The sequence below is a fragment of the Micromonospora sp. NPDC051227 genome (genome assembly GCF_044455385.1).
Lineage (GTDB): Bacteria > Actinomycetota > Actinomycetes > Mycobacteriales > Micromonosporaceae > Micromonospora.
The window spans coordinates 33338-46018 of record NZ_JBITET010000022.1; the positions used below are offsets into that span (position 1 = coordinate 33338).

A 12681-nucleotide genomic window follows, 5' to 3' on the forward strand; every position below is an offset into this window, starting at 1 on the left:
AGCACCACCGGCGACCGGCCGGGCGGCACGGAACAGCGGACCTGTCCCGTGCCGCCGGCCACGGTCGGACCGGTGGCGGCAGTCGACCCCTGATGTCCGGACCACCACGGAAGCGCACCCACCGATCCCCCGTACACCGATGACCGCACGTCAGAGATGAAGGAGGATGTCTCGTGGAACAACGAATGCGACGGGCGACCCGAGGACGGGTCGCAGCGCTCGCGACAGTCGGCCTGATGCTGGCCACGGGGTTCGTCGCCCCGGCGGCGCCGGTCCAGGCCGCCGACACGAACCTCGTCGTCAACGGCGGGTTCGAGGACGGCCTGGCCAACTGGTTCGTCAACAACGGAAACGCGTCCGACGGCGCCCAGTTGTCGGCCACGTCGGACGCCCACTCCGGGGCGAACGCGGCGCTCGTCACCAGCCGGACGACCACCGGGTCCGGCCCGATGCAGGACCTCAGCGGCAAGGTGCAGGCCGGCCAGGCCTACACGCTCACGGCCCGCATCAAGTACGAGAACGAGAGCGGACCGGCGACGAAGCAGTTCTTTGCCACCATGCACTACGGGGGTGGCACCTACACCAACCTCGTCAGCGTGACGGCGACGAAGGGCCAGTGGGCGCAGTTCAACGGAACATTCACGATCCCGACGACGCAGAGCGTGTCGACGGCGCGCCTGTTCTTCGAGACCCCCTGGACGAGCACACCGTCCACCGACCCGGCCCTGCACCTGATGGACTTCAAGCTCGACGACGTGTCCGTGGTCGGCGCCGCGCCGCCCGCGCCGGCGTCGAAGACCATCGAGGTCGTCGGCAAGCTGCCCGGGGAGCACAACCCGTTGATCGGGCACAAGTTCGGCGCTGACGGCTTCGGCCTCGTGCACGACGGCCGGGTGTACATGTACATGACCAACGACACCCAGGGCTACGCCCCGAACCCCACCACGGGCGTCTCGCCGGGGATCAACTACGGCGACATCAACCAGATCACGGTGATCTCCTCGGAGGACCTCGTGAACTGGACGGACCACGGTGAGATCCAGGTCGCCGGCCCCAACGGGGTGGCCCCGTTCACCGCCAACTCGTGGGCTCCGGGCATCACCAGGAAGGTGGTGAACGGGGTGGAGAAGTTCTTTCTCTACTACGCCAACGGCGGGGGCTCCAGCAATGTGATCACGGGTGCGTCGCCGCTCGGCCCGTGGACCAGCGAGCGCACGAGCACGCTGATCGACGGCCGTACCCCCGGCGCCGAGGCCGTCGCGTGGAAGTTCGACCCGGCCCCGTTCGTCGACGACGACGGCCAGCCGTACCTCTACTTCGGCGGCGGTCCCGCGTCGACGAGCATGCCGCCGGCCGAGCGCTTCAACAACCCGAAGAACATCCGGTCGATCGAACTCGGCGACGACATGGTCTCCACCGAGGGAACGGCCGCGGTGGTCGACGCCCCGGTGGCCTTCGAGGCGGGCCACGTCTTCAAGCGCCAGGGTAAGTACTACTTCTCGTACTCCTCGCACTTCGGCGGGAACGACTTCGGTGGCAACCAGCAGCCGCTGCCCGGTTACCCCGGGGGTGGCCAGATCGGCTACATGATCTCCGACGGGCCGATGTCGTGGCCGAAGGAGACCTACGCCGGGGTGCTCTTCCCGAACCAGTCGCAGTTCTTCGGGGCCGGCACCGGTGGCAACAACCACCAGTCGGTGTTCGAGTTCGGGGGCAAGTACTACTTCACGTACCACGCCCCGACGCTGAACAAGCGCATCAACGGCAACACCACCCAGGGGTACCGCAGCCCGCACATCCAGGAACTGACCTTCAACCCGGACGGCACCATCCAGCAGGTCGTCGGCACCTACGCCGGCGTGGACCAGGTCCGTGACTTCGACCCGTACCGCGTCTTCGAGGCCGAGACCTTCGGCTGGAGCAAGGGCGTCGCGACCACGAAGGTCGACGGCAGCTCCGCCCAGTTCGGTGGCGCGGCACCCAACCTCGTGGTCCGCGACATCGACAACGGGGACTGGACGGCGCTGTCCTCGGTGAACTTCGGGGACAACGGTGCGCAGAGCCTGACGGCACGGGTGCGTGCGCTCGCCGTCGGCGGGCAGATCCAGGTCCGGTTGGACGACGTCAACGGTCCCGTCGTCGGCACGGTCGCGGTGGACACCCCGGTCGGACAGTGGGCCGAGGTGACCGCCGAACTTGACGGCGTCAGCGGCGTGCACGACATCTACTTCACCTATACCGGCCCGGCCGGCGTCGACCTCTTCGAGATCGACAGCTGGGCCTTCGCGGCGGCCAGCCTCGACCTGCCCGTCACGCTCACCGCGTCCACGCGGTGCGTGGGCGGCAAGGCGTACGTGGCGGTGCAGGCGCGCAACGACCACGACGCGCCGGTGGGCATCACCCTGGAGACGCCGTACGGCGAGCGATCGTTCACGGCCGTCGCGCCAGGCGGGAACGCCTACCAGTCCTTCAACACCCGCGCCGAGTCGGTGCCGGCGGGTTCGGCGACGGCCCGGGTGACCGGGGCGATCGGCGGACACGACGTGACGACCGTCCGCACCGTGCAACACCCCGCCGGCACCTGCGGCGGATAACCCCTCATGGCGGAGAACGGAGATCACATGAACACATACAAACGGCGGCAGACACTCGCGGCCGGCGTCGTCGGCGCCGTGCTGACCGGAGCGGCGGTGCTGCCGTCGCCCGCACTGGCCGAGCCCGGTGACGACGCCAGCGTGCGGGTCACTGTCGACATCGACGAGATCAGGGAACCGGGCGTGCTCGCCCTGTCGATCGCCGGCGACGCCGTCGCGCTGTCCGAGGACGGCTCGACGCTGCTGGTACGCCAGTTCGTCGGCACGCTGCCGACGGTGACGGTCACCGACACCCGCGTCGCCGACGAGGTGCCCGACGGCGCCAACTGGGCGGTGCTCGGCAGCGCGACCGACTTCGCCGGCGCCGCCGGCCAGGCGCCGATCACCGCCGACCACTTCGGCTGGAAGCCACGCCTGCTCGACGGCGGGGAGACCGGCCTGGTCACCGAGGGCGAGGAAGTGGTGACCAGCCTGGACGAGCCGACCCAGCCGGGCAACAATGTCGGCCTCGTCGACCAGGAGTTGTTGGTCTCGGCCTTCGACTCCGAGGCCGTCGCCAGCGACTCGTACTCGGTCAACGCCGACCTGTACCTGCGGACCCCCGCGGAGGTCGCCGCCGGCGCGTACAGCTCCACGCTCACGCTCTCACTGTTCGAGTAGTGGCCTGGGCGGGGGCCCGGACCGGGCCCCCGCCCAGCCCCCGTGCCGAAGGGCCGATTCATGACCGTCACCCCGCTGCGCCGGGCGCTCGTCGTCCTCGCCGTCGCGTCCCTCGCGGTTGCGGCCGCGCCGACCGCGGCGGCGGCGGAACCGGACCCGAAGGCCCTGACCTGGACGGTCCAACCGGCCACCGCGACCGGGCCGGACCAACGCCGATGGATCAACGCCAGCCTCGACCCGGGGCAGGCGGTGACCGAGCACCTGGCGGTACGGAACTTCAGCCGCACCGCCGTCGCCTTCTCCCTGAAGGCCGCCGACGGCTACCTCACCGACAAGGGCCGCTTCAACATGCTGTCGTCGGACCGTCCTTCGGTCGACGGCGGCACCTGGATCGACGTGCAGGAGAAGGTCACCGTCGGCCCCAACGAGACACGGGTGGTGCCGTTCACGATCACGGCGCCCCAGGGTGCCACGCCGGGTGACCACCCGGCCGGCATCGCCGCGACCGTCACCAGCACCGGCGGCACGGTCAACGTCGAGAGCCGTGTCGGCTTCCGGGTGATGCTGCGGGTGAACGGCTCCGCGCAGGCCGCCCTGGCCGTCCGGGGCCTCGGCGCGACGTACTCCCCGTCGTGGAACCCCTTTGCCGGTGGCACGGTGCGGGTCCGCTACACCGTCGAGAACGACGGCAACGTCTGGGTCGGCGGAACGAGTCGGGTGGCCATGTCCGACCTGCTCGACCGGAGCAGCCACGACGCCACCAGTGCCGTCGGGGAGTTGCTGCCCGGCGGCGCTCGGACGGTGGAGTCGCGGGCCGACGGCGTCTGGGCCCTGGGGCGTCTCCGCACGACCGTCAGCACCTCGCCGACGCTGCTCGGCGACGGCCAGGCCGGGGCCGACCTCCGACCGGCCTCGGCCACCGTCACCACCTGGGTCGTACCGTGGGCGCAGCTCGCACTCTTGGGTGTGCTCGCCGGCCTGCTCCTGGGGCTGCGGGCGGCGGCCCGGTACCGGCGGCGTCGGCTGGCCGGGCTGCTGGCCCGCGCGAGGCAGGAGGGTCAGGAGTCAGTGCTCGTCGGGGGCTCGCCCGCTGCTGCCGAGTCCGACCCGGGCGACGTCCGCCGGTAACCCGTCGGCGCGAGGGAATCGCGCTGCTGGATCGCGGTGAGGCGTCGCCCGGTTCGCGGTCTCAGGGCTTGGACTGGCCCAGCAGCCAGCGCAGGATGCTGGCGTCCTCGTAGGTCGGTCCGAACGCCGCGTGGTAGTCCGGCACCGAGAAGGCGGCGTCGGCGTACTCGGTGTAGCGCACCAGGTCGGCGGCCTGCTCCGGCGTCTTGCCCCGGGCGGCGTACGCCTGCCGCAGCACCGCCGTGGAGTTCCGCGCGCCCGAGACGTTGAGCAGGTGGTCGTGCTCGCCGTGGGTGATCCACACCGGCACCTCGGCCGCCGCGATGGCGGTCGCCTGGGTGGCGTTGACCGGGAAACCACCGGTCACCAGCCCGCCGGCGAACAGGTCCGGACGCTTGGCGAACGCCTCCCAGAGCAGCTGGGAGCCGTACGACACCGTGGTCGCGTACACCCGACGGGTGTCCACCGCGAACTGGCCGACGAACTGGTCGAGCAGCTTGACCAGCAGGTCCGCCTCGGCGACCCCACCGACCCGCTGGTGCTGGGGCGCCAGGACGATGACGTCCTCGGCGGTGCCGGTCCACCGCGGTTGGAGCCACGCGGTCGCCGGGATGTCGGCGGCGAGTTGGACGCCGAGGTTGTCACCGTCCCAGCCCATGCCATGACCGGGCAGGACGACCATCAGTGGGTACTTGCGGCCCGGCTGGTAGTTCCTCGGCAGGTGGTAGTGGTACGGCAGCACCATTCCGCCACTCAGGAACGAGCCGTAGGTGAACTCGTCGACCAGTTGGTTGACCGGCTTCTCGGTGACCGGTCGGAACTCGCGCGGGGTGGCCCGGGCGAGCACCGGCCCCTTGCCGGCCCCGCGGCCGGGCTGGCCGTGCACGTCTTTACGCTGCACGACCCGGGTCGGCAGCTCGGGATTGACCTTCACGGTGCAGAGGAAGGTCGGGCACTTGGAGACGATGACGGTCGAGCCGCCGGTGTCGGCGGGGTCGAGTTCGACGATGACGTACCTGCCCGGCGCCGATCGGTGGTCGGCGCGGGTGCCCGGCGTCCCGTTGGTGTAGGTGTGGGTGACGGTCCGGTCGGCGAGCTTCGGCAGGTCCTCGATGGGGTTGAAGCGGAAGTTGTAGATGGTGTCGGTCACCGAGAACGTGGCGGTGTCGAGGGTGCGGGGGTTGACCGTGGCCCCGTACTCGATCGCCACCGCCGAGACCTTCTGGCCGTACGTGTAGACGGTGGTGATCGGGGTGATGCTGCGGATTCCGTCCGTGGCGCCCCGGTTGCCGTTCGCGCTGCCGTACGCCGTGCCGGAGGCACCGGCCAGGACGAGGGTGGCAGCGAGCGGGATCAGTCCGTTTCGGAGTCTCATGCGGGTCCTTTCTCGGGGGTGGTGCGCTCAGTCAGCGATCCCGCCCGGGGACCAGGAGTGGGACGGGTCAGAGCGAGCCGGGCGCTAAACTGATTTAGCAGAGCATCGATGGCGGGCCCAGCGGTGTCAATACCGAGCGCGCAACAAGCCGGGAACCGGTGCCACCGACGGCCCGGACCGCGCTGGCCCGCGCGCTCGACCCCTCCCGCGAGCACTGCAACAAACCTGCAAGCGTCAGCTATTGCCTTCAGGGAAACCGCTTTCCTACGATTGCGTTGCATCGATGTTTCAGTTAACGGTCGGGCGAGCGGTGGTACCGGGCACACCCAGTTCGCACGACACATCCCCGCTTCTACCAGGGCGCGAGAGGCCTCGATGAAATCCTCCCGATTGACTGTCGTCAATTTCGATTGATGTTCGTCGGCAGGTCCGATCGCGATGTCCGTCGGGGCGAAGCCTGGAACGAGACGAATGCGAAGGTGAGGCGACATGAGACGACCAGTCGTGTTGCGACGTCAAGCGGCATTGGCCGCAGCGGCTGCGGCGGCCGTGGTGATCGCTGCCGGGGTGGTGCTGCCGACCCCGCAGGCATCGGCGGCGGTCGGTAACGCCACCGGCTACGCCACCCAGAACGGCGGGACCACCGGCGGCGCGGGTGGGCAGACGGTGCGGGCCAGCACGGGCACGGCGATCCACGCGGCACTGTGCGGTCGGACCAGCAGCAGCACCCCGATCACCATCGAGGTGACCGGGACCATCAACCACGGCAACACCAGCAAGGTGTCCGGGTCGAGCTGCAACACCGCAGCGGGCGTGATCGAGCTCAAGCAGATCAGCAACGTCACCATCATCGGGGTCGGTAGCGGCGCCGTCTTCGACCAGCTCGGTATCCACATCCGCGACTCCAGCAACATCATCATTCAGAACGTGACGGTGCGGAACGTCAAGAAGTCGGGCTCGCCCACCTCCAACGGTGGGGACGCCATCGGCATGGAGAGCACGGTCCGCAACGTCTGGGTCGATCACGTCACCCTGGAAGCCTCGGGCGGGGAGTCCGAGGGGTACGACGGCCTCTTCGACATGAAGGACAACACCCAGTACGTGACGCTGTCCTACAGCATCCTGCGCAACTCCGGTCGCGGCGGTCTCGTCGGGTCCAGCGAGAGCGACCTGTCGAACGGCTTCATCACGTACCACCACAACCTCTACGAGAACATCGACTCCCGCACTCCGTTGCTGCGCGGCGGGGTCGCCCACATCTACAACAACCACTACGTGAGCCTGCATGAATCCGGGATCAACTCCCGGGCAGGGGCCAGGGCCAAAGTGGAGAACAACTACTTCCGCGACTCCAAGGACGTCCTGGGCACCTTCTACACCAACGAGCGCGGCTACTGGCAGGTCGCCGGCAACGTCTTCGACAGCGTGACCTGGTCCAGCGCCGGCAGCGAGAACTACCCCGCCGGCCCCAACCCGACCTCCAACACCACGGTCAGCATCCCGTACCCGTACAGCCTCGACGGGGCGAGTTGCGTGCCGGACATCATCCGTCAGACGGTCGGCGCCAACACGGGCCTGAAGGTGTCCAACGGCAGTTGCTCGCCGCAGACTCCGCCGCCCACCACCCCGCCGCCGACCACGCCTCCGCCCACCACGCCTCCGCCCGCCGGGGGGACCAACCTCAGCCTGGGCGCCGGCGCCGACGGCTCCAGCAAGGCCAGCGGGACCAGCTACGGCAACGTGCGCGACGGCAACCTGAGCACCTACTGGTCGCCGGCCGGGTCGACCGGCACGATCTCGATCAAGTGGGGCTCCGCGACCCAGGTGTCCCGGGTGGTGATCCGCGAGCCGTCCGGCACCCAGGGCTCCATCGGGTCCTGGCAACTGATCAACAACGACAACGGAGCCGTCCTGGCCTCCGGTAGCGGGGCCGGTTCGACCACCTTCTCGGCCACCGCGATGAGCAAGATCAACTTCAAGATCATCGGCTCCAGCGGTACGCCACGGGTCGGTGAGTTCGAGACGTACGCCAGCTAGCGCTGAGCACGGGCGGGAGCGGGCAGGCCAGGCCGCTCCCGCCCGTGCGCGTCCGTCAGGAGTTCGTGGACGGCAGCGTGTCCATGAAGGAGCTGACCGAGAAGACCGCCCGCCCGGGCCCGGCGGGGCCGTACCCGGGCGGGCTGGACAGGCCGTGGGCGTCCATGGTCGCTCGGTAGGCCTCCAGCAGGCGGACGTGGTATTCGAGCGGCGCGCCCTGCGGGTTCGTCCGGCCCAGCGGTGTGGTGGGCTCCGGGCACCAGGTGGTGAACCGGGGCGTGATTCCCCGGGACATGAAGTAGTCAAGCCCCTCGGTGGTGGAGGCGATCGCCTCGTCGACGCTCGTGAAGCCGTGCGGGGCGGCCATCTCGACGCCCGCCACGAAGTTCGGGATCACGTTGCGCGGGCCGAAAACCTCGGCGGAGTCGAGGATGCGCCGGTGCCACTCCTCCCGGCCGACGTACCGCTCCTTGCCCGGGCAGTACAACTCGAACAGCCGCTTGTCCCACACCTCGTAGTTGGGGTGGTAGATGCGGATTCCGTAGTCGTGGAACCGCTGCACATCGGCTCGGGGCAGCGCCTGGGCAACGACCTTGCCGATCCACCGTCCGGGAAACCGCTCCTCGATCGCCTGCGCGTACTGGCCGTAGAAATCGGCCTCGGCCAGCCCGTTGACCTGCGAGGTGATGCTGCCACCGGTCAGTGTGTACGCCTGCGACGCGCGGTCGACGTCGTGCCGGTTGATGATCTCCAGGGCCTCGAGGACCTCGTCGACGGGCTTGACCCCGGTGTAGGGCCGGCCGGCCTGCTTGTGCTGTCGCCAGTTGTGGTTGATGTCGCAGTACTGGCACTCCTCCTTGGCGCCGAAGTACTGGCAGACCCGGAACGCGGTGAGGTAGATGAGGTAGCCCCACTGGATCGTCGGGGCGACCTCCATCACCGACTTGCCGTTGGCGAGGGTGTGGCGGTAATACGCCGGCATGGGGGGCAGCCCGACATCGGCGATTGGCCGCCCGTCCAGGAACAGGCGCAGTCGACCGTCGCCGTCGGTGCCGACGCGGTACGGCGAGCTGGGGTTGGTGCGGACCGAAACGACGGTACGACGCAGCTCGTACGGACCCCCGGTGAACACGATCTCCTCCGGTGGCCGGCGCAGCGCCGCCGTCCCCAACTCCGGCAGCGTCCGGTGATCGAAGGAGAAGATGAAGTAGGACTTCGGCTTGACGTCGCCGTGCTCGTTGTCGGTCAGTGCCGCGTCGTCGAAGGCGAGCCCGCCCCGCAGCAGGTCCTCCTTGAGGACTGCCTCCCGCGGCACGTGTGGGAAACGGCCCATCAACTCTTCGACGAGGTCGGTGCGCGACGTCATGCGGTTCCTCCCGAACGCGGTACGCCGAACCGGGTGGCCGGTGCCACCCGGTGCCGGCTGATCAGCTCTGCTTGGTCTCCCAGAAGATCTTCGAGATCTCCTCGATCTTGCCGAGGAGCTGCTCGGCGACCGCCGGGTCCGCGGCGCCCTTCGCGCCGCCGGCACCTGCCAGCTTGGTCGCCTCGTTGAAGAGGCCGTGCAGCTGGGGGTACTTCTCGAAGTGTGGCTGCTTGAAGTAGTCGGTCCACAGGACCCAGAGGTGGTGCTTCACCAGCTCGGCCCGCTGCTCCTTGATGAGCAGCGCGCGGGTGCGAAACTCAGGGTCGTCGCTGGCCTGGTACTTCTCGGAGATCGCCTTGATCGACTCGGCCTCGATGCGGGCCTGCGCGGGGTCGTAGACGCCGCAGGGGAGATCGCAGTGCGCGCTCGCGACGGTACGCGGGCGGAGAAGGCGGGACAGGAACATCGGAATCCCTTCGACGGTGGTCGTTCAGCTGACGTACGTCCGGGCGCGGCGGCCCTGACGTGATCATCTACGGACGCTAGAACCTCAACCGCACTTCATGTCAAGGCCGGGTCGATCGCGAGCCCTGTTTCCGGATGAGCGTCAGCAGGGCGGCGTGCGTCCGCTCGTCCGCTGCCGCGACGAGACCGTCCCCACCAGCGTGCAGCGGCTGGCCGTCGAGCCCGGTGACCACGCAGCCGGCCGCCTGGCAGAGCGCGACTCCGGCCGCGAAGTGGACGCTGTTGCGCAGGTCGTGGCGGTCCGTCACATAGGCGGCGCGGCGACCGGCGGCCACCCAGGCCACGGCGAGGCTGGTGGAGACCACCCGGGGCCGGAACTGTTCGAGGAAGCCCTCGTCGGCGAGCATGCGGGCGGCCAGGAAGACGTCCCGGTTGGGGAAGGGCGGGTCGAGGTTGAGGTCGACCAGCGTCGACTCGGCCGACGGGAACAGTCGCTCGTCCGTCCCCGCACCCCGGACGTACGCGGCGGTGCCGTCGGTCCAGAACACCTCATCGGCGAACGGGTCCGCCGAGGCCGCCACGGTGACGTCCGGCCCGGTGCGCAGGGCGACGTTGACCGAGACCAGCATCGTCCGCGCGGCAAAGTTCAACGTGCCGCACAGCGGGTCGACCAGCCAGGTGCGTCCGTTGTCGCCCGTGCCCGTGCGTCCGCTCTCCTCGGCCACCACGGCGTCGTCCGGACGCGCCGCGCGCAGGATGTCGAGGATGGCCTGCTCGGCCTCGACGTCGGCGGCGGTGGCGAAGTCACCGCCGGTCTTCATGACGCGCGTCAGTGCTGAGCCGTACCGGGAGCGGACAACTGCGCCTCCAGCTTCCGCCGCCTCGACAACCAGCGCATGGTCTGTGATCGACATGCACGAACCATAGGAGCTGTGTGCGACGTCGATGACGGCCCGTACCGGGGCGTGGGCGCCGAGCGGGTCAGTCCGACAGTTCGATGATCGGTGGTTGACTGACAACCGCTGTCATGATCATCGGAGCGTCGCCGTCACACTGGTTGACCGAGACCGCGATCCACCGACCCTCGGTCACCGTCGGCCCCCAGACCGCCAGGTCGCCGTAACAGTCCAGGTCGCAGAGCGACTGGAACAGCGCCGGCATGGGTTCACCGGCCTGATCCCGAAACAGCGGCACCCGCATGGAGACCTTGCGGTGCGCGCCCCACCTCCGGTCCAACTCCGCTACGACCAGGGCAAGGTTCGCCTCGGCGGCATCCTCGGCCTCGTTCCATTCGGGACCGTACACACCCGTCAGGGCTTCGCTCTCCCAGAGCGGAACGATCCGAAAGCCCTCGCCGTGGGTGCCCGTCCACTCACCGGTGACCGGGTCCCCCTCGCTGACCGCCACGCCGGCCATGGGCAGGTCCGCGGCGAGCAACGACTCGATGTCGGACACCGTCCGACCGGTGTCGAACACCTCACCGGCCCGGCCGGTCATCGGGGGACTCGTCGTACCACCGGCGGCCCGTACCGCATCGTCCGCACCACCTGTCTCCGTCGGCTCCGGTTCTCGATCATCGCACCGTGAGCGAGCCGACGAGGGGGCGGGCGTCAGTCAGGAGACCGCCGTCTGCACCAGTTCGGTGATCTTCTTCTCCACGGCCGGGCTCCACTGCTGCAACGCGTACGCCACCGGCCAGAGGTCCCCGTCGTCGAGGTTGGCCGGGTCCTGGAAGCCCACTGTCGAGTACCGGTAGTTGAACTTGCCAGAGTCCTGGAAGAAGACGATGATCTTGCCGTCTTCGTTCGCGTAGGCGGGCATCCCGTACCAGGTCTTCGGCGTCAGGCCCGGGGCGGCGGCGGTCACCGTCACGTGCACCCGCTCGGCGAGCGCGCGGTCCTCCGGCTCCATCTGCGCGATCCGGTCGAGGACCGCTTGCAGCCCGTCCGCCTTCTTGGCGCCCTTCTTGCCCTCGGCGCGCAGCTCGTCGGCGCGCTCCTTCATCGCGGCCCGCTCCTCCGCGCTGAAGCCGTCGGAACCGGTCGTGGTGGTCTTCGCGGTCATTGTCGGGCTCCCTCTCGTCGTCAGGCCCGGCGCGCTGCCGACTGCCTGGGGAAAGGCTAGGCCGGGCGGCGCTCGCGAGCTTCTCGATTCCTGATCGTTCGACGAGCGCCCTCCTGCCGGTGAAGTGGCGCTGCGGGGTGACCTCGGCCTCTCGAAGGTGCTCACCAACCCGCCCGGTGGCTAAGTTGCTGGGCGAGGGCGAGCGAGCGTTCCGGGGGGAACCAGACATGAGCACCACCGCCGACCAGATGGCGACGGCGTACTTCGACGCGATCCAACTCCTCTGCCAGGTGACGCCAAAGGGCTGGTACGCCGAGCGGGGCACCGCTCGCGCGGGGCTTACCCACGCCAGCGTTCCGACGCTCAACGGGGTCCTCGAGACGACCACCGAGCCGGATCTCGCGGCCATCGACGAGTTGGCGACCGAGGTCAGCCGGCAGACACCGCACTGGTCGATCATCATTCGCGGTGCGGCGAGCGACGAGGTCGCCGAACTAGCGGCCCGGCACGGACTGCGCGGACGCAGCGACCTCCCCCTGATGGCCTGCGCCACCGACGAGATCGTGTTCCGGGCCGGCTCGACCCAGCAGGCGCTGGTCCGCCGGGTCGGAGCCGCCGAGAGCGACAGGTACACCGATGCCCTCACCCGGAGCTTCGAGGCGCCCGACGGCGCCTTCGGCCCGCTGATGGGCGGCGCGGTGCTCGATAGCGACGCCATCATCGGGTATCTGGCTGAGGAGTCCGGCAGCCCTGTCGGCACCGGGCTCGGAATGCACACATCCGGTGTGATCGGGGTGTTCAACATCGCCGTCGTACCGTCCGCCCGGGGTCGGGGCCTGGGCCGGGCGCTCACCGAGGCGGCGCTGCGCGACGGCGTCGCCGCCGGCGCGGACGCCGCGTACCTGCACGCCAGCCCGATGGGTCGACCGCTCTACGAGGCGATGGGCTTCGCGCTCGTGGAGACCTGGACCGTGTTCCAGGCGGCCTGACGG

At 69.4% G+C, this 12681-nt stretch carries 11 protein-coding genes; 5 read left to right on the top strand and 6 right to left on the bottom strand.

Going from position 1 to position 12681, the window contains the following annotated elements; all coding sequences use genetic code 11:
• Positions 1 to 173 precede the first annotated feature (173 nt).
• Genes ACIA47_RS31435 through ACIA47_RS31445 form a run of 3 tightly spaced genes read left to right on the top strand, consistent with a single transcriptional unit; the run spans position 174 to position 4382 of the window.
• On the top strand, positions 174 to 2594 hold the full coding sequence (locus ACIA47_RS31435) for a family 43 glycosylhydrolase (RefSeq protein WP_203118662.1): 2421 nt from the start codon (positions 174 to 176) through the stop codon (positions 2592 to 2594).
• Between the two features lie 27 nt (positions 2595 to 2621).
• Positions 2622 to 3254 (top strand): hypothetical protein, encoded by a 633-nt coding sequence (locus tag ACIA47_RS31440; RefSeq protein ID WP_091401069.1) that lies wholly within the window; start codon positions 2622 to 2624, stop codon positions 3252 to 3254.
• Between the two features lie 60 nt (positions 3255 to 3314).
• Positions 3315 to 4382, top strand: coding sequence for a hypothetical protein (locus ACIA47_RS31445; protein WP_396711984.1), 1068 nt, complete (start codon positions 3315 to 3317; stop codon positions 4380 to 4382).
• A 61-nt stretch (positions 4383 to 4443) separates the two neighbouring features.
• On the opposite strand, the gene ACIA47_RS31450 is transcribed toward ACIA47_RS31445, so the two are convergent.
• Complete coding sequence (locus ACIA47_RS31450; RefSeq protein WP_396711986.1) at positions 4444 to 5757, bottom strand: hypothetical protein; 1314 nt, start codon at positions 5755 to 5757, stop codon at positions 4444 to 4446.
• A 489-nt stretch (positions 5758 to 6246) separates the two neighbouring features.
• Here ACIA47_RS31450 and ACIA47_RS31455 point away from each other — a divergent pair, with 489 nt between their 5' ends.
• Complete coding sequence (locus ACIA47_RS31455) at positions 6247 to 7794, top strand: polysaccharide lyase family 1 protein (protein WP_396711988.1); 1548 nt, start codon at positions 6247 to 6249, stop codon at positions 7792 to 7794.
• A gap of 55 nt (positions 7795 to 7849) precedes the next feature.
• Here the strand turns inward: ACIA47_RS31455 and ACIA47_RS31460 are convergent, their stop codons facing one another.
• The 5 genes from ACIA47_RS31460 to ACIA47_RS31480 all read right to left on the bottom strand — a co-directional run bounded on the left by ACIA47_RS31460 (position 7850) and on the right by ACIA47_RS31480 (position 11689).
• Positions 7850 to 9160, bottom strand: a complete 1311-nt coding sequence (locus ACIA47_RS31460; RefSeq protein WP_396711990.1) for a radical SAM protein — start codon at positions 9158 to 9160, stop codon at positions 7850 to 7852.
• A 61-nt stretch (positions 9161 to 9221) separates the two neighbouring features.
• Positions 9222 to 9626 carry a superoxide dismutase, Ni gene (gene sodN, locus ACIA47_RS31465; RefSeq protein ID WP_112680117.1) on the bottom strand — a complete coding sequence of 135 codons (405 nt, stop codon included), beginning with the start codon at positions 9624 to 9626 and terminating at the stop codon, positions 9222 to 9224.
• Positions 9627 to 9726: 100 nt separating this feature from the next.
• Positions 9727 to 10539, bottom strand: a complete 813-nt coding sequence (locus ACIA47_RS31470; RefSeq protein WP_396711992.1) for an inositol monophosphatase family protein — start codon at positions 10537 to 10539, stop codon at positions 9727 to 9729.
• 67 nt (positions 10540 to 10606) lie between these two features.
• On the bottom strand, positions 10607 to 11122 hold the full coding sequence (locus ACIA47_RS31475; protein WP_396711994.1) for a hypothetical protein: 516 nt from the start codon (positions 11120 to 11122) through the stop codon (positions 10607 to 10609).
• A 117-nt stretch (positions 11123 to 11239) separates the two neighbouring features.
• On the bottom strand, positions 11240 to 11689 hold the full coding sequence (locus ACIA47_RS31480; RefSeq protein WP_396711996.1) for an iron chaperone: 450 nt from the start codon (positions 11687 to 11689) through the stop codon (positions 11240 to 11242).
• A 227-nt stretch (positions 11690 to 11916) separates the two neighbouring features.
• On the opposite strand from ACIA47_RS31480, the gene ACIA47_RS31485 reads away from it, so the two are divergent.
• Entirely contained in the window at positions 11917 to 12678 is a 762-nt protein-coding gene (locus tag ACIA47_RS31485; protein ID WP_396711998.1) for a GNAT family N-acetyltransferase, read from the top strand.
• The last annotated feature ends 3 nt before the right edge of the window (positions 12679 to 12681 follow it).

Excerpts from the sequence above, each read along its gene's own strand:
- ACIA47_RS31460 (WP_396711990.1), bottom strand. The coding sequence starts at position 9,160 with ATGACGTCGCGCACCGACCTCGTCGAAGAGTTGATGGGCCGTTTCCCA.
- ACIA47_RS31440 (WP_091401069.1), top strand. The coding sequence starts at position 2,622 with ATGAACACATACAAACGGCGGCAGACACTCGCGGCCGGCGTCGTCGGC.
- ACIA47_RS31480 (WP_396711996.1), bottom strand. The coding sequence starts at position 11,689 with ATGACCGCGAAGACCACCACGACCGGTTCCGACGGCTTCAGCGCGGAG.
- ACIA47_RS31475 (WP_396711994.1), bottom strand. The coding sequence starts at position 11,122 with ATGACCGGCCGGGCCGGTGAGGTGTTCGACACCGGTCGGACGGTGTCC.
- ACIA47_RS31445 (WP_396711984.1), top strand. The coding sequence starts at position 3,315 with ATGACCGTCACCCCGCTGCGCCGGGCGCTCGTCGTCCTCGCCGTCGCG.
- sodN (WP_112680117.1), bottom strand. The coding sequence starts at position 9,626 with ATGTTCCTGTCCCGCCTTCTCCGCCCGCGTACCGTCGCGAGCGCGCAC.
- ACIA47_RS31450 (WP_396711986.1), bottom strand. The coding sequence starts at position 5,757 with ATGAGACTCCGAAACGGACTGATCCCGCTCGCTGCCACCCTCGTCCTG.
- ACIA47_RS31455 (WP_396711988.1), top strand. The coding sequence starts at position 6,247 with ATGAGACGACCAGTCGTGTTGCGACGTCAAGCGGCATTGGCCGCAGCG.
- ACIA47_RS31485 (WP_396711998.1), top strand. The coding sequence starts at position 11,917 with ATGAGCACCACCGCCGACCAGATGGCGACGGCGTACTTCGACGCGATC.
- ACIA47_RS31470 (WP_396711992.1), bottom strand. The coding sequence starts at position 10,539 with ATGTCGATCACAGACCATGCGCTGGTTGTCGAGGCGGCGGAAGCTGGA.